The organism is Rhizobium glycinendophyticum (assembly GCF_006443685.1).
Taxonomy (GTDB): domain Bacteria; phylum Pseudomonadota; class Alphaproteobacteria; order Rhizobiales; family Rhizobiaceae; genus Allorhizobium; species Allorhizobium glycinendophyticum.
Map to the genome: position 1 here is coordinate 384,156 of NZ_VFYP01000003.1, position 16,305 is coordinate 400,460.

The 16,305-nt window shown below is 60.6% G+C and carries 17 protein-coding genes; 7 read left to right on the forward strand and 10 right to left on the reverse strand.

Annotation, left to right across the window (positions count from 1 at the left end; translation table 11 throughout):
- Positions 1–4 precede the first annotated feature (4 nt).
- Genes FJQ55_RS18935 through FJQ55_RS18950 form a run of 4 tightly spaced genes read right to left on the reverse strand, consistent with a single transcriptional unit; the run spans position 5 to position 3,054 of the window.
- On the reverse strand, positions 5–694 hold the full coding sequence (locus tag FJQ55_RS18935) for an ABC transporter permease (protein ID WP_140830822.1): 690 nt from the start codon (positions 692–694) through the stop codon (positions 5–7).
- A gap of 14 nt (positions 695–708) precedes the next feature.
- A complete protein-coding gene (locus FJQ55_RS18940) occupies positions 709–1,434 on the reverse strand; it encodes an ABC transporter permease (RefSeq protein WP_140830824.1) in 726 nt (241 codons plus the stop codon).
- Positions 1,435–1,449: 15 nt separating this feature from the next.
- The gene (locus FJQ55_RS18945) at positions 1,450–2,220 is read right to left on the reverse strand and encodes a transporter substrate-binding domain-containing protein (RefSeq protein WP_140830827.1); all 771 of its coding nucleotides are present in this window, start codon (positions 2,218–2,220) and stop codon (positions 1,450–1,452) included.
- A gap of 42 nt (positions 2,221–2,262) precedes the next feature.
- Entirely contained in the window at positions 2,263–3,054 is a 792-nt protein-coding gene (locus tag FJQ55_RS18950) for an ABC transporter ATP-binding protein (protein ID WP_140830829.1), read from the reverse strand.
- 188 nt (positions 3,055–3,242) lie between these two features.
- Here FJQ55_RS18950 and FJQ55_RS18955 point away from each other — a divergent pair, with 188 nt between their 5' ends.
- Positions 3,243–3,713 (forward strand): Lrp/AsnC family transcriptional regulator, encoded by a 471-nt coding sequence (locus tag FJQ55_RS18955; RefSeq protein ID WP_062281037.1) that lies wholly within the window; start codon positions 3,243–3,245, stop codon positions 3,711–3,713.
- Between the two features lie 24 nt (positions 3,714–3,737).
- On the opposite strand, the gene FJQ55_RS18960 is transcribed toward FJQ55_RS18955, so the two are convergent.
- Positions 3,738–4,715, reverse strand: coding sequence for a LysR family transcriptional regulator (locus FJQ55_RS18960; protein ID WP_140830832.1), 978 nt, complete (start codon positions 4,713–4,715; stop codon positions 3,738–3,740).
- 231 nt (positions 4,716–4,946) lie between these two features.
- On the opposite strand from FJQ55_RS18960, the gene FJQ55_RS18965 reads away from it, so the two are divergent.
- The 4 genes from FJQ55_RS18965 to FJQ55_RS18980 all read left to right on the forward strand — a co-directional run bounded on the left by FJQ55_RS18965 (position 4,947) and on the right by FJQ55_RS18980 (position 8,653).
- Positions 4,947–5,903 carry a VOC family protein gene (locus FJQ55_RS18965; protein ID WP_140830835.1) on the forward strand — a complete coding sequence of 319 codons (957 nt, stop codon included), beginning with the start codon at positions 4,947–4,949 and terminating at the stop codon, positions 5,901–5,903.
- Positions 5,904–5,920: 17 nt separating this feature from the next.
- Complete coding sequence (locus FJQ55_RS18970) at positions 5,921–6,583, forward strand: alpha/beta hydrolase (RefSeq protein ID WP_167507755.1); 663 nt, start codon at positions 5,921–5,923, stop codon at positions 6,581–6,583.
- A 26-nt stretch (positions 6,584–6,609) separates the two neighbouring features.
- Positions 6,610–7,884, forward strand: a complete 1,275-nt coding sequence (locus FJQ55_RS18975) for an ABC transporter substrate-binding protein (RefSeq protein ID WP_140830837.1) — start codon at positions 6,610–6,612, stop codon at positions 7,882–7,884.
- Between the two features lie 160 nt (positions 7,885–8,044).
- Positions 8,045–8,653 (forward strand): J domain-containing protein, encoded by a 609-nt coding sequence (locus FJQ55_RS18980; RefSeq protein ID WP_140830840.1) that lies wholly within the window; start codon positions 8,045–8,047, stop codon positions 8,651–8,653.
- Between the two features lie 61 nt (positions 8,654–8,714).
- Here the strand turns inward: FJQ55_RS18980 and FJQ55_RS18985 are convergent, their stop codons facing one another.
- The 5 genes from FJQ55_RS18985 to FJQ55_RS19005 form a co-directional block, all read right to left on the reverse strand.
- Positions 8,715–9,701, reverse strand: a complete 987-nt coding sequence (locus FJQ55_RS18985) for an ABC transporter permease (protein ID WP_140830842.1) — start codon at positions 9,699–9,701, stop codon at positions 8,715–8,717.
- 12 nt (positions 9,702–9,713) lie between these two features.
- Positions 9,714–11,213 carry a sugar ABC transporter ATP-binding protein gene (locus FJQ55_RS18990; RefSeq protein WP_140830845.1) on the reverse strand — a complete coding sequence of 500 codons (1,500 nt, stop codon included), beginning with the start codon at positions 11,211–11,213 and terminating at the stop codon, positions 9,714–9,716.
- A gap of 83 nt (positions 11,214–11,296) precedes the next feature.
- Positions 11,297–12,244: a sugar-binding protein gene (locus FJQ55_RS18995; protein ID WP_140830847.1), complete on the reverse strand. Its 948-nt coding sequence runs from the start codon at positions 12,242–12,244 to the stop codon at positions 11,297–11,299.
- A 127-nt stretch (positions 12,245–12,371) separates the two neighbouring features.
- On the reverse strand, positions 12,372–13,358 hold the full coding sequence (locus FJQ55_RS19000; protein WP_167507761.1) for a sugar-binding protein: 987 nt from the start codon (positions 13,356–13,358) through the stop codon (positions 12,372–12,374).
- A 48-nt stretch (positions 13,359–13,406) separates the two neighbouring features.
- Positions 13,407–14,387 carry an NAD-dependent epimerase/dehydratase family protein gene (locus FJQ55_RS19005; RefSeq protein WP_140830852.1) on the reverse strand — a complete coding sequence of 327 codons (981 nt, stop codon included), beginning with the start codon at positions 14,385–14,387 and terminating at the stop codon, positions 13,407–13,409.
- Positions 14,388–14,544: 157 nt separating this feature from the next.
- Here FJQ55_RS19005 and FJQ55_RS19010 point away from each other — a divergent pair, with 157 nt between their 5' ends.
- Positions 14,545–15,285, forward strand: a complete 741-nt coding sequence (locus tag FJQ55_RS19010; protein ID WP_140830854.1) for an ATP-binding cassette domain-containing protein — start codon at positions 14,545–14,547, stop codon at positions 15,283–15,285.
- A 15-nt stretch (positions 15,286–15,300) separates the two neighbouring features.
- The gene (locus tag FJQ55_RS19015; protein ID WP_140830857.1) at positions 15,301–16,290 is read left to right on the forward strand and encodes an ABC transporter permease; all 990 of its coding nucleotides are present in this window, start codon (positions 15,301–15,303) and stop codon (positions 16,288–16,290) included.
- Positions 16,291–16,305: the final 15 nt, after the last annotated feature.

Genomic DNA, 16,305 nt, shown 5'->3' on the forward strand with positions numbered 1-16,305 from the left:
CCGCTCAGCGGCGGATCGGCACCTGGGCCTCAATGAAACCGAAGGCTCGGGTAATCAGGACGGTGAGCACGACATAGAAGAGGGTGACAACGAGCAGCGGCTCGTAAACGAGAAGCGTATCCTGCCGGACCTTGAAAGCGACGGCATAGAGATCCATGACGGTCACCGTGAAGGCGAGCGGTGTCGCCTTCAACTGCAGCACCACCTCGCCGGCGATTGTCGGAAGCGCCGTGCGGATGGCGCGCGGCAGCCAGATGCGACACACCAGCGTGAACCGGCTCATGCCGAGTGCACGCCCCGCCTCCAGCTCACCCTTGGGCACGGAGAGGAGCGCACCACGCAGGACCTCTGCCTCATAGGCCGCATAGTTGAGCGTGAAGGATAAGGCAGCGAAGAAGAAGCCTTCGCGCAAGATCGGCCAGAGAAAGCTGTGGCGCAGCCCGGGCACCATCGGCAAAAGCGATCCGACGCCGTAATAAAGCAGCCAGAGCTGGATCAGCAGCGGCGTTCCCCGAAACACGGTCGAATAACCGCGCGCGAGACTGCGCGTCACTGGTCCGCCGCTCACCATCGCAAAGGCGAGACCGATCGCCAGGATGAAGCCGAAGCCGACCGAGATCACGAGCAGCGCTACCGTCTGGAAGGCACCGTCGAGGAGAAGCGGCCAGTATTTGGAAAGCCAGTCGAAATCCATTGTCTCCTCCCCCGTCAGGCCGTCAACCGCTGGCCCCGGCGCACACGACGCTCGAGCCAGTGGAAGACGAGATTGGAGAGAAGCGTGATCGCCAAATAGAGAATGGCGGCCGCCAGAAAGAACAGGAAATACTGTTTGGTATTGGCGCCAGCGAGCCGCGTGGTGAGCGCCAGTTCCTGATAACCGACGACGGCAACCAGCGCACTGTCCTTGGTCACGGACATCCAGAGATTGGCCATGCCGGGCAGCGCATTGGGCAACAGCGCCGGCAAGGTCACCCGACGGAAGCGGAGAAATGGCGACATGCCGAAGGCGCGGGCTGCCTCGATTTGGCCGGCCGGGATCGCAAGGATCGCCCCGCGCAGCACCTCGGTCATATAGGCGCCCTGAACGAAGCCGAGCACGGCAACGGCTGCGACGAACCCATTGACCTCTACCGGCGGCATGCCGAAAGACTGCAGCAGCCGGTTTAACCCGTCGGTGCCGGCATAGTAGAGGCCGACGATCAGGATGAGTTCCGGCACCGCACGGATGGTGCCGGTATAGAGCTTCAACAGCAGCCCCACCGGCCGGTTGCCGGAGAGCTTGCCCATCGCGCCGAAGAGCCCGAAGACGAGCCCGATGGCGAAGGCGGTTGCCGAGATGGCGACGGTCGTAACGGCACCCGTCAGCAGCGCACCGCCCCAGCCGGGAGGCTCGAGCGCCAGCAATTGCCATGCCGTCATCGGGGTTGTCGCCATCGTCTGTGCGGCCGCTTACTTGCCGTAGATGTCGAAGGAGAAGTACTTCTTCGAAATCTCGTCATACTTGCCAGACGCCCTGACGGCAGCGATCGCGTCGTTCAGCTTGGCCTTGAGTTCGGTATCCTCCTTGCGCAACCCGCCGCCGACGCCGATACCAAGAACAGCAGGATCATCCGCGACATCACCCATATCGGCGCAGCAATCTTTGCCGAAATCCGACTTGAGGAATGCGTCGAGCACGATCGAATCGCCGAAGACGTAGTCAATGCGACCTGCAGCGAGGTCCTGGAAAGCTTCGTCGAGCGTCTGGTAGGTCTGTTCCTCGGCCTTGTCGGCGAAATATTTCTTGTAATATTCCGACTGCACCGTCGACACCTGAATACCGATCGTCTTGCCCTCGACAGCTTCCGGCGTAGCGCCCGGCTCCTGGTCCTTCGGGCCGATGAGCTTGCTCGGTGTGTTGTAGTATTTATTGGTGAAGTCGATGGTCTTCAGACGTTCGTCGGTGATCGACATCGACGACCAGATGACGTCGAACTTCTTCGACTGCAGCGCCGGGATCAGGCCATCCCAGGACAAGTCGACGACCGAGCAGGTCTCCTTCATCTCGGCACAGACCGCATTCATCATGTCGATTTCCCAACCCTGCCAGACTCCCGATGCATCCTTGGCGAAGAAGGGCGGATAGGCCTCATTCATGATGCCGAAGCGCACTTCCGCCTGGGCGGTGACGGCGGTTACGGTAAGTGCTGCACCGGCGAGAAGGAGGGAGATAAGTTTCATGGCGGATGGTCCCCTTAAGTGGATGGAATGCGAATGGATCGGTCAGCCAGCGGCGCGACCGGAAAGACTGCGGGTGAAGTCGCGGCAGCGGGCACTGGTCGGATCGCCGAATACGCGCTCCGGCGGCCCCTCTTCCTCGACGCGACCACGATCGAGGAACATCACATGGGTGGACACGTCGCGGGCAAAGGCCATTTCATGGGTGACGAGCAGCATGGTGCGCCCCTCTTCGGCGAGATCGCGGATGACCTTCAGCACTTCGCCGACCAGTTCCGGATCGAGCGCCGATGTTGGCTCGTCGAACAGCATGACGGCCGGATCGACGCAGAGCGCACGCGCAATGGCGGCGCGTTGCTGCTGGCCGCCTGAGAGAAAGGCCGGATAGGCATCTCGCTTGTCGTAGAGCCCGACCTTGGCGAGCAGGCCCTCCGCCTTCTCGATCGCCTCGCGACGCGGCACCTTCAGGACATGTACCGGCGCTTCAATGACGTTTTCCAGAACCGTGCGATGAGCCCAGAGATTGAAGCTCTGGAAAACCATGCCAAGCCCGGTGCGCAACCGCTCCAACTGCTTGCGATCGGCGGCTTCCAGGCCGCCTTTATTGGAAGGCCTCAAGCGCAACTCTTCGCCACCGACGATGATGCGTCCCTGATCGGGTGTTTCAAGCAGGTTGATGCAGCGCAGGAAGGTGCTTTTGCCCGAGCCTGACGAGCCGATCAGCGAGATTACGTCACCACGCTTGGCCGTGGCGGAGACGCCCTTCAAAACCTCCAGAGGGCCGAAGCTCTTGTGGAGATCAGTTACGTCAAGGGCAGCGCTGGCGGCTATCGTCATCGGGATCCTGAGACATTCGGAGGTGCAAGACCATAGATGGCGATCCGCGCCTCTTTTCCGCGCATTTCTTGCATTCGTTGCAGAATTCCCGCAGAAAGCACCAGAGAACGCTCATGATCAGCACTGATCCCGATCAGCGCACCCGACTGGTCAGGTGAGGCGCAACGCCAGCGAAGGAGACGACGGCCATGGTCGAACAACTGGACCAATTCGATCGCAGCATTCTCGATCTTCTGCAGCGCGATTGCCAGATGAAGGCGGAGGCCATTGCGGACAAGGTGGGCCTTTCTCCCTCAGCGGTCCAACGCCGTTTGAAGCGCTTGCGCACGGACGGCATCATCACCGCCGAGATCGCGGTCGTCTCCCGCAAGGCGACCGATTATCCGATGACCTTCATCACCGGCATGGAGATCGAGCGGGACAATTATGATGCGCTCGCCCGCTTCCGCGCCTGGGCGGACAAGCAGGACAACATCCAGCAGGTCTACTATGTGACGGGCCAGGTCGATCTGGTCGCCATCATCACTGCCCGCGATGTCGAGCATTACGATGACATCAGCGCGCAACTGATGTCCGAAAATCCGCAGATCAAGCGCATGAACACCAACGTCGTGTTGCGCGACATCAAGATCGGGCTGCAGATCCCCATTAAACCCTGAGGCGATGAACTGCCTCTTGGTCCGTCAGCGATCCCGCTCCGGCAGAAACGGCCCCTGCCCCCAGACGATCGACTTTTCGTGGCGCTCGATGATCGTCTTGAGGTCCTTGAAGGCCCCGACGATATGATCGCGGAACTTCCGCCCCGCCGGATTGGGATAGGTCTTGCGCCGCGTGATAATGCCCAGCGTTCGCTCCGGCTGCGGGATGTCGACCGGCACGATCGAGATCTTGTCCTGTCCCTTGAACGAAAAGACCACCGAATGGGGCAGGATGGCGAGCGCATCGGTGGAAGCGACATAGTTGACCACGGAGAGCAGGGAGCCGCCGGAATAACGGATCGCAAGCTCCGAAATCCCAAGAGTAATCAGAATGTTGTGGAGGTCGAGCACAAGCGGCGAGCCCGGCAGCGGCGCCACCCAGGGATAGGTGACGATATCTTCAATTCGCAGCGTGCGCTTGCGCAACAGCGGATGGCCGACCGCACAGGTCAGTACGTTTCGTCCCGGCAAAAGCGGCTGGAACTCGAAATCAGCGCCCAGTTCGGCACTGCCGATCGGCGTGATCGCCATGTCGATCTGGCTCGATTCCAGCTCATTCAAAAGGTCAGGCATATTGCCATAGGATTGCTCGACAAGAATGTCGCGTTCCTTCAACTGAAAGGATGCGATCATCTGCGAGATGACCGCATCCATGAAGAAGGGAACACCACCGACCTTGATCCGTCCCGACGTGCCTGACTGGAAGCTGCGCACAATGTCCACGGCCTTGCGCGAGGCAAGCAGGATCGAACGGCCCTGGATCGCGAGTTGTTGACCGAGTGGCGTAAGCTGCATCGGCCGCTTGCCCGGAATGAACAGCGGCTCGCCGACACGCCGTTCCAGCATCGAGAGCGTGCGCGACACGGCGGGCTGCGTCATGCCGAGCATGGCAGCCCCTTCGGTGACCCCTCCGGTCTCCGCCACGGCCGCCAGTTGTACAAGGTGTCTTTCGTCGATTTTCATAGCAATTTGCTATACCGAACATAAGCAATTTTATCAACAGACACGGGCTTCCGCTGTATGGTCGCACCTGCATGGGGAGGATCCTGCACGAATGACGGGCTGGAGAGATGCGCAAGGCGGACTTTGCGTTTGGGAGACGATCGCAGCCCGTCTTCAGTTTCGGGATGGTTCCTGGTGTTTCGTGTCTGCGGATCCCGCTTGTCCGCATGACGGCATTTGGAGGAGGAACGCATGTCATACATTTCGGGCTATCATCACCTTACGCTCAGCACAGACGGGGCGCAGGAGGACTATGACTTTTACACCAAGACGCTGGGCCTGCATTCGATCAAGCGAACGGTCCTCTTCGACGGCGTGATCCCCGTCTATCATCTCTATTATGGCGCCAAGAATGGCGACCCCTCAACCATCGTCACCACTTTCCCCTTCCGCAAGCCCGGCATTTACGGCAAGCGGGGCACCAACCAGTCGAAGATCATCCAGCTCTCGATTCCCCTCGGCTCCTCGGAATTCTGGGTCAATCGCTTGAACGAGCGTGGCATCAAGGCTTCGATGAGCAGCCGCTTCGGCATTACCCGCGTTTCGCTCGCCCATCCCTGCGGCATCGATCACGAACTGGTCGAAAGTCCGGCCGATACACGTGAGCCGATCACCAACGAACGCCAGGGCATCGGCCCCCATCACGGCATCCGGGGGATTTATGGTGCCGCTGTTGCCGTATTTGACCGCACCTCGATGGATGACTTCCTGACCATTGCCCTCGGCATGAAGAAGGAAGCGGACAGCGAGGAAGGACTTATGTTCTCGGTGCCGAATGCCGGCGGCCCTTCCAGCATGGTCGAAGTCCTGCACGAGCCAACGGGCCCCCAGGGCACCTGGACGCTTTCGGGTGGCACCATCCACCACCTTGCGCTCAACACAGGCAACGAGGAGAACCAGCTGAAGCTGAAAGCTCACATCGAAGGGCTGGGCTTTACCGACGTCTCCGACCAGAAAGACCGCAACTACTTCAAGTCCTGTTATGTGCGCTCGCCGGGCGGGGCACTCTTCGAGATCGCATGGTCTGTCGAGGGCGGTTGGGCCAAGGACGAACCGGCCGATGCGATCGGCTCGACACTGGTTTTCCCGCCTTGGTTCGAAGATCGCAGGGAAGAACTGATCGCCGGCCTCGAACCTGCAAACTTCTAAGAGGGGGAGATGCCGGCATGGCAAAACATGGCGAGCCGCATCGCTTCGGGGTTTCACCGGCCGAGGCTGAGGTCCTCTGCGTCTTCGTGCATGGGCGCACCCAGTCGCCCGAAGACATGCTGGAACAGGTAATCGGACGGCTGTCGGCAGGTCGTATTGCCTATTGCCTGCCTCGGGCGGAGGGCAACAGCTGGTATGCAGCCCGCGCAACCGATGCCCTCAACGACGGCACAAGGGAGGCGCTCGGCGCCTCTCTCGACCACCTGCATGGACTGGTCGAGGACCTGCGCCATGCCGGCGGCCGTGAGAAGCCGCTGGTGATCGGCGGCTTTAGCCAGGGCGCCTGCCTGTCGCTGGAATATGCGATGAAGTTCGGCCCGTGGAACGGGGCGATGGTCAACCTCACCGGCTGCCGCGTGGGCCACTCCACCGACGATCGACCGTGTGCCGATCTCGACGGCATGCCCGTCTATCTGACCGGCTCGGACCTGGATCCATGGATCCCGGTCTCGGCATTCGCCGAAGCTTCGGAAGCGCTTGGGAGGGCGCGTGCGAGGCTGAGATGCGAGCTCTTTCCCGGACGCACCCATCAGGCATCCGAGATGGAGGTTGCAGCCCTCGACGCCATCCTGACGGACCTTGCAGTCGGCAGCCGGCCATTTCGCCGGGTCGCCGCCTGAAACCAGACAACAATGGGGAGGACAGCATGATCACGCGCAGAACGCTATTGAAGACGACCGCCGCAGGAAGCCTTGCTTATGGCTTCGGTGGTCTCGCGGCCCCGGCCATCGCCCAAGGAGCCAAGATCAAGATCGGTTACGTCAGTCCGCAGACGGGGCCGCTGGCGAGCTTCGGGGAGAGCGATGCCTATAACATCGCCTCTTTCCTTGCGACCGAGGCGGGCAAGAACTTCGAGGTCATCGTCAAGGACAGCCAGTCTAATCCGAACCGCGCAGCGGATGTCGCCAAGGAACTGATCCTGTCGGACGAGATAAACCTGATGCTGGTGGCATCCACACCGGAGACCACCAATCCCGTAGCCACCACCTGCGAGGCGGAAGGTATGCCCTGCATCTCGACCAAGGCGCCGTGGCAGCCGTGGTTCATCGGCCAGCAGGGTAATCCCGGAGATCCCACCAGCTGGAAACCCTTCAACTTCGCCTATCACTACTTCTGGGGTCTCGAAGATGTCATCGCTGTCTTCACCAACATGTGGAGCCAGCTCGACACAAATAAGAAGGTCGGCGGCCTGTTCCCCAACGATGCCGACGGCAATGCCTGGGGCGATCCCAATGTCGGGCTGAAGCCGGGGCTCGCGCAGGCTGGCTACGACCTGCTCGATCCCGGCCGCTACCAGAACCTCTCGGATGATTTCACCGCCCAGGTCAACGCCTTCAAGGCGGGCGGCTGCGACATCATCACCGGTGTCGTCATCCCGCCCGACTTCACCACCTTTTGGAACCAGGCCAAGCAGCAGGGTTTTGCACCCAAGGCGCTCACAGTTGCGAAGGCAATCCTCTTCCCGCAATCGGTCGAGACGCTCGGTCCGGCAGGCCACAATCTGTCGTCCGAAGTCTGGTGGTCGGCCCAGCATCCGTTCAAATCGTCGCTGACAGGCCAGAGTGCTGCGGAGCTTGCCGCCGACTTCACGGCCAAGACCGGCCGCCCCTGGACACAACCGATCGGCTTTATCCATTCGCTGTTCGAGATGGCGACCAATGTCATGGGCCGCGTCAATGATGTGACAGATGCCGATGCCATCGCCGCCGCCATCGCCGCCTCCAAAGTCGACACCATCGTCGGCCACGTCGAATGGAATGGCCAGGGTGTGCCGCCCTTCGCCGCCAAGAACGTCACGAAGACGCCGCTGGTCGGCGGCCAGTGGCGCCGCAAGGACGACGGAAAATTCGACCTCGTCATCGTTGACAATAAGACGGCACCAAACATCCCGGCAGCCGGCAAGATGGAAGCACTGAGCTGACGTGATGCCCCTGGAGCGAAACTGTGGTGCCGGGCGAGCCCGGCATCTTCGCGTGATCCGGTCGACTCAAGCGACATGACTGCAACACCCGGCCAATACGGTATGTGTGCCATGCGTCATAGTCCTTGCCCGGCGCGGTGAGACTGCCCTATATGGCCCGATGACGACTGATTCAAAGATATTTGTCGGCCTGCGGTCGACCAAGAAGAAGCCTGTAGCACATCGCGTCGAAACCGGCCCGAAATGTCAGTGGGACGGATGTGAGAAGCATGGCGCTCACCGCGCACCCGTTGGTTGTGATGCCGATGGCCTTTACCTGCTCTTCTGCCAGGAGCATGTGAAGGAATACAACAAGGGCTACAACTACCAGACCACCCTCTCCGATCCGGTGACGGCCCGCTACCAGCGCGAGGCCGCAAGCGGAGCCCGCGCGACCGTTGGCACCGCGACGACACAGTCGAAGGAAATACCCCTGCCGCTGAAGACTCGCTCCGGTACGGCCAAGGCGATCAACGCCCGAAAGAGCGCCGCCCAGCGTCAAGCAGCGGCAGCCGATCTGCAGCGCCGCAAGCTGAAGGTTCTCGAAGCCAAGGCCTTCGAGACGCTGGACCTCTCACCCGATGCGACACCGGAGGAGATCAGGCGTCGCTACAAGGAACGGCTGAAGATGCACCATCCGGACGTCAATCAGGGCGATCGGGATTCGGAAGACAAGCTGCGCGCCTCCATCGACGCCCACAAGATCCTGAAGCTGAACGGCTTCTGTTGACCCTGCTACCGCAGGGCCGTCAAGGCCTTGGCCGCAACCGGCTAGATTATGACGAATAAGCTTACCCGCGCTGTTTGAGGGCAGATCGCGCGGCCGCTTGTCGCCGCCTGTCGCGATAGGCGACAAATTGCGTGTCGGCGATGACCCCGGCAAGGATGACTGCGCCCATCACCGCGAAGTTGAGTGACGACGGGATCCCGAGCAGATTCACGAGGTTCTGCAGCTCCTGCAACAGCACGACACCGAGAACCACACCGACTATCGACCCCTCGCCGCCTCTGAGCGAAAACCCGCCGAGAACTGCGGCCGCGATGCCGTAGAGCTCGTAGAAATTCCCATGCGAGGATGGCTGGACGGACTTGGTATACATGGCGAAGAACACCGCAGAAACGCCGGTGAGGAACATGCAGAGCATGTAGGCATGGAGAATGACCCGCCGCGTATCGATGCCGGAATAGCGCGCAGCTTCCTCGTTCTTTCCCACCGCCATCAGATGGCGCCCGAAGACGGTTCGGTGCAGCAGTGCCCAGGCGAGGACGGCGAAGACAGCAAAGGCGATGACGGAGTGCGGTACGCCAGCCGTGCGTCCGACAAACAGAAATTCGAGTGCGGGCATATCGGTGCCAAAGGTGAACCCGGCAGTTCCGTCCTTCGTGTAGAAGCGGGCAACCCCGCGATAAATCAGGAGCCCGCACAGGGTCACGACGAATGGCTGCAGTTTCAGCCGGGTGATCAGCCAGCCATGCAGGAGCCCGATGACCACAGACAGCAAGAGGACCACGACCAGCGCCACCGGCCAGGCAACACCATAGGAGGCGATGAGATCGATGAAGATGACGCCGAGGAGCGCGATGACAGAGCCGATCGACAGCTCGATCCCAGCCGTGACGATGACGAAAGCCTCAGCGATTGAAAACAATCCGAACAGCCCAATCAGGTTGGCGGTGTTCGCCAGATTGATCGGCGACAGGAATCGCGGATTGACCAGCGCGACCACTGCCCCAACTGTGAGGACGAGAACCCCAAGCCCGATGTCTTTTTTGTGCATCTGCTCTTTCCTCTATTCGACGGCGAGCCGCAATATGGCTTCCTCGCTGACATCTTCCCGATCAAGCACGCCGGCAATGACGCCACGGCGCATGATCGCGACACGCGTCGAGACACCGATGACTTCTTCCATGTCTGAGGAGATCATCAGGATGGCGGCCCCCTCCGCCGCCAGCGTCCGCATCAAGCGATAAACTTCGGCCTTGGCGCCGACGTCGATACCCCGTGTGGGTTCATCAAGAATGACTAGCCGGGGTTTGAGCCCGAGCCATTTGGCCAGCACCACCTTCTGCTGGTTGCCGCCCGACAATTCACCAACGGGTCGGTCGAGCCGCCGGGCCTTGATCGACAAGCGTTCCCGAAAGTCCTCCGCTACCCGCAGCTCCGCGCCCTCATCGATGAAGCCGTGCCGGGTGACGGCGTCCAACCTTGGCATGATGATGTTGCCGGCGATGGAGAAGTCGAGAAACAAGCCTTCCGTCTTCCGGTCCTCCGGCACAAGGCAGATCCCTGCCGCGATTGCGGCCCCAACGGAGCCAGGCTCCACCAACCGCCCGTCAATCTCCACCTGTCCCGAGAGAACCGGATCGATCCCGAACAGTGCACGGGCAAGCTCGGTGCGCCCTGCCCCGACCAATCCGGCAAGTCCCATAATTTCGCCGCTGCGAACTTGAAGATCGACAGAGGCATCGGGATAGGTCTGTGTCCGCAACCCGACCGTCTTGAGGACGACCGGCCCCTCTTGCCGATCCGGCGGCACGTAGAACTGCTTTACATCGCGACCAATCATCAGGCGCATCATGGCGTCCTTGTTGATGGCCTCCCGCGGCAGTTCGCCGGCGTTGCACCCGTCCCTCAGACCGACAACCCGATCCGCCACCTCCTCCACCTCGCCCAGACGGTGGGTGATGAACAAGACGGCGACCCCTTCGTCGCGAAGCCGGCGGATGACCGCGAGCAGCCGCTGTGTCTCCGACAATGTCAGGCTGGAAGTCGGCTCATCGAGGATCAAGAGGCGAACGTTGATCGACAACGCCTTGGCAATTTCCAGCAATTGCTGGTCGGCGAGCGACAGCTCGGAGACGGGTGTCGATGCGGTAAAACGGGTTCCGAGCAGTTCGAGCAGCGGGCGGACACGGCTTTCCATCGCCTTGCGGTCGAGAAAGCCAAAGGGACCGCTCCGGATTTCGCGCCCCAGAAGCACATTGCCCGCCACGTCGAGATTGACGAAAGGGTTGAGTTCCTGATGAACAAAAGCAATGCCATACGCGACGGCCGCTGCCGGCGTCATTTGCATGAGAGGCAAACCGTCGATAATGATCTCGCCCTCGTCGGGCGCGATCGTTCCACCCAGCACCTTCATCAGCGTCGATTTGCCGGCCCCGTTCTCGCCGATTAGACCGACGACCTCGCCGCCGCGGATCGACAGCGACACACCGTTGAGCGCAACGGTACTCGCATAGACCTTGGTGATACCAAGGAGATCGAGGCAGATAGGGGTGTCTGGGGACATGCAGAAACGCTCCTCGGCAGCGGGCGACAGGTCTGCGCGGATGACATCAATCCGCGCAGACCGGCAGTATCAGCGGCACCGGATCAGCCCCCAATACGTTCCTTCAGCTGTTTCTCGAAGGCATCGACATTGGCCTTGTCGATCACCTGCGTCGGCACGATGATCAGCCCATCGGCAGGGACCTGCGACTTGTCACCCTTCACATAGGCCGCCATCAGCTTCATGCCCTGATAGCCCCACTGATAGGGATCCTGGACGACCGTTCCGGCAAAGCTGCCTTCACGGACTGCACCCAGCGTGATCGGGTCCTCGTCGAAGGCGATGACGGTGATGGCACCGAGCTTCCCGGCAGCCTGCAGGGCCTCGTAGATTTTCGGCGGGTTGTAGGAATAGAAGCCGACCATGCAGTCGATTTCAGGATTTGCCGCCAGCACGTCATCGACATTCGAGCGGGCGCGGGCAAAGTCTACGTCATCGCCACGCACGTCGACCAGCTCAATACCCTTGCCGTCGACAGCCTGACGAAAACCGTCGATGCGTTCCTTCGCATTGTCGGCTCCGAGGAAGCCGACAAAACCCATACATTTTCCACCCTTGGGCAGCGCCTTCACCGCGATCTCACCCGCCTGAATGCCGGCCTTTGTGTTGGATGAGCCGAGATAGGCGATACGCTTCGACTGCGGCGCGTCGCTATCGGTGGTGAACAGCGGAACTTGCCCGGCAATCTTGTTGAAAGCGTCAACCGAGTTCTTCGGGTCGACCGACGAGATCATGATCGCATCCGTGCCGGCGGCGACAAGATCGTCCATCAGTGCGTTCTGCAGAGCTGCGGTCCCCTGGGCCGGATAACGGAACTGCAGGTCGAAATCCGGAAGCTCGGCTTGCGCTGCCTTGACGCCGGCTTCCGCCAGTTTCCAGAAGTCGGAAGCGGCATTGACGACGAAAGCGAGTGACTGTTTCTCCTCGGCCAGCACCGGCGAAGCCGCGAGCGTGAGTGCGGCCGCAAGGGCTGTGATCGATAGTTTCTTCATCTTATCCTCCCGCAACCCTATCCTTGGGCTGCCATTAAATTGAGCGGCAGCACGCAGGGCCGGCCCCTCTCGGACCGTCCGCATGCCGAACGAGTTGACCAGAGGGCGTGACCCTCTGGTCCTTAGATCAGTTGTCTTTGCAGAAGCCGGGATCTTCGGTGTTGCAGACGTCTAGACCGGTGAACAACGGGTCCTCGACCTTCTCGCCCTTGATCAGCTGGATCATCACGTCGGGCGCCTTGTAGCCCATTTCGAAGGGCCGCTGACCGACCTGTGCATGGCTTCGGCCGTCGCGGAATGCCTGTGTCTGCGGCGGCAATGTGTCACCGGCCACGATGATCAACTCCTTGGACTTCAGCTTGTCCATCACCTGGTCGGTGACCTGGGTATAGGCCTGCGGTGCAAACTGCGCCCAGCCGCCGATCAGGATGAAGGCATCAAGATCCGGATGCGCCGTGAACACGTCCGACATCTGCTGGTTGGCAAGATCCGCTTGGTCATTGGTATAAACAGGGCAACCTTCGATTTCCGTCCAGCCGTTCTGCCCGGTCAGACGATCGACATCCTTGGCGCCTGCAATCGTGTCGCGAAAGCCCTGCGCGCGCGCATTAATGTTGGCGGCCGCGACATTGCCGAGCTGTAGGCAGACGGACCCGCCATCGGCCTTCAGCTTTTTCGCCTCCTCAGCCATCTTGACACCCATCAGGTAGTTGTCGGTGCCGAGATAGGTCTTGCGCAGGTCATGATCCTTTTCGAGGAAATCGGCGTCGACAGTCATTACAGGTACGGTCGGCGCGATTTCGCGAATTCGGTTGGCCATGGCAGGCGCATTCGACGGCGAAATGGCAATAGCCGCCACCCCACGGCTCAGGAGATCATCGACGATCTGCACCTCGCCAGCCTCATCGGCCGAAGACGCAGGACCAGTATAGAGGCACTCGTATTCACTGTCGGGATTTTCCGAGAGCCACTTCTTGCAGCCGAGATTGATCTGCTCGAAGAATGGGTTGTCGAGACCCTTTACGACGATCGCCAGCGTCTTCTTGCCCTCGGCGGCACTTTCGCCGGCAAGCGCCATAAGAATTGGTATTGCAGTGAATGCCAGACAACGCATTTTCATTGCTGTTTTCCTCCTCCAAATTGCCGGCGAAAGCCCTCCTGCTCAGCCGGGATACCAGACGATGCGCGGGTCATCCGCCGCGCGCTGATAGGTCCAGGCTCGCTCCACGAGCCCGTCGAGATCGATTTCGGGCCTCCACCCGAGGATTTTTCGTGCCTTGGAGTTATCGAGCCAGTTGCTGTGGAACGATGTCTCTATGTCGGCAGGCTCCAGGCCACCGACCGCTCTCACACGTTCCGAGACGCGGCCGTAATCAACCGGCTCGTTCATGGCGATGTTGAATAACTGACCGAAAGCTTTGGCGTTATCGATCGATGACAGGATGGCGCGGACAAGATCGTCGACATGGATGAAGCTCCGCTTCAGATAGCCCCCTTGAGCATCGCGCATCACCGGAAAACATCTGCCCTCACGGAGCCGTTGATGCCGTGCAGGATCAAGCAACGCCGACCAGGGCGGGCCGCCGAACTGCTCTTCGCCGAGGGCAAAGGCCTGGCGAAAATCGTCCTTTTCCATGATCCAAGGCGCCCGAAGCGTCGTCCAGTTGAGCCCGGACTGGATGCCCACCTGCTCGATCATGACCTCTTCCAGCACCTTCGTCAGCGCATAGGCACCCGGATAGGCTTTGCGCGGAGACTGTTCGGTGATCGGCTCCGGATAGTCTTGAAAGATGTGGCCAACAACGCAGTCGCCGCTGAGCAGGATAAATTGTCTGGCATCGCCCTTGCGGCAAAAGTGATCGAGCAGGAGATAAAGCCCCTTCAAGGCCACATCGATGGCCTGATCCGGCGTTTCCTTGACCGCCGCCAGATGCAGCACATGCGTCACCCCCGAAAGGGCCACCGAAACCACATCGGGGTCTGCCACCGACCCTTTCACCACGGACAGCCGATCGCCGGCCTCGATCACCCTGTTGTTGCAGAGCGCCACGACACCCCAACCGGCAAAACGCGGCTCCTGCAGGAAGGCGGGAAGGAAGGCCTGGCCCACCTTTCCGGTGGCGCCCGTGACAAGCAACCTCATTCAACGCCTCCCTTGGTTCTTTCATTCCCTGGTTGCTCGAATTAATATTTAGTAATAATATTAAGTCAAGCATCATTAATACCGGGACTGCCGCTCGCCGCCTTCGCAGCGTCCACATTCTGATGCGGGAGGAGAAAAGGATGGGGGAGGACCGCGCATGTCGCGACTAAAACTATATGGAATTTCAAAAAGTTATGGGGCGATCCAAGCACTATCGTCGGTGGCGTTGTCGATCGAGCCAGGGGAGGTTCTGGGGCTGATGGGGGATAACGGTGCCGGCAAGAGCACCCTGGTAAAGATCATCGCAGGAAACTTCCCACCCACCTCGGGCGAGATCCTGATCGATGGAAGACCGGTGAGCTTCTACAACCCCCGGGACGCGCAAAAGGAGGGCATCGAGGTCGTGTATCAGGACCTCGCCCTCTGCGACAATCTCTCAGCCGCTTCGAATGTCTTCCTCGGTAGAGAGGCAACAAAGCGCCTTGGGCCGTTCCGCTATATCGACTACGGCCACATGAATCGCGTCGCCGGCGGTCTGTTCCGCCAGCTGAAATCGGAGACCCGCCCGCGTGACCTGGTGCGGCGCATGTCGGGCGGCCAGCGCCAGGCCGTAGCGATTGCAAGAACTCTGCTCTCAAAGCCGAAGATCGTCATGATGGACGAGCCAACGGCAGCAATCTCCGTTCGCCAGGTGGCCGAAGTCCTCGACGTTATCCGACGGCTCCGCGATCAGGGCATCAGTGTCATCCTGATCAGTCACCGCATGCCCGACGTCTTCGGCGTCTCCGACCGCATCGCCGTCCTCCGCCGCGGTGAACTGGTGGCCAACAAGAGGGCCGCCCAATCCTCACCTGAGGAAGTGACCGGCCTGATCACCGGCGCCATCGAAACTGCATGAGGAGAGGATGAACCGATGACCACACTGGAAGACGTCATTTCACGCAGCGAACACCGAAACTGGCTGTCGCGGATCGCGAGCCTGCAACTGTTCTGGGTGTTTCTCGCTGCTATCCTGGCCTGCCTTGCTCTCACTCTCTTGACCGACGCATTCGCCAGCGAACGCAACCTCTTCAACGTTGCGCGCAACTTCGCCTTTGTCGGTATTATTGCGATCGGCATGACGGCAGTCATCGCATCAGGCGGCATCGACCTCTCAGTCGGATCGTCAGTGGTGCTCAGTGCCATGGTAGTCAGCGTGACGATGGCAGCAGGCGCCCCATTCCTGCTCGCTGCCGTCATGGCACTGGGCGCAGCCCTGCTGGTCGGCCTCCTGAACGGAGTTCTCGTCGCCTATGCGGGCATGCCGCCCTTCGTCGTCACCCTTGGCACGTTGTCCGCCGCGCGCTCGCTTGCCATGGTGCTCTCCGACAACAAGATGATATGGGACTTCGGCCCCGACCACAACATCCTGATCTGGGTCGGTGGCGGATCGACCCTCGGCATCCCTCACCCTCTCTACGTTCTCGCGGCACTGACGCTGATCATGTCCCTCTCCTTCAAATGGACCCGCTGGGGACAACATCTCTTTGCCATCGGCAGCAGCGAGAACGCGGCTCTGCTCACCGGCATTCCGGTCCGGCGCATGAAAGTCAGCATCTACATGTTCTCCGCCTTCACCGCAGGACTTGCCGGCATCCTGATGGCGGGCTGGCTCGGCAGCGTCACAACAAACCTCGGCCAGGCCATGGAACTGACGGTAATCGCGGCAGCCGTTATCGGCGGCGCCAATCTGGCGGGCGGGGAAGGCAATGCGCTGGGAGCCGTCGTTGGCGCACTGTTGATAGAAGTGATCCGGAACTCTCTGATCCTGTTGGGCATCTCGACATTCTGGCAAGGAATGTTCATAGGTACATTCATTGTAGTTGCCGTCGCCTTCGACCGAGTCCGGCTGTTCAGGTCCTGACAACCGTCAAGCGCC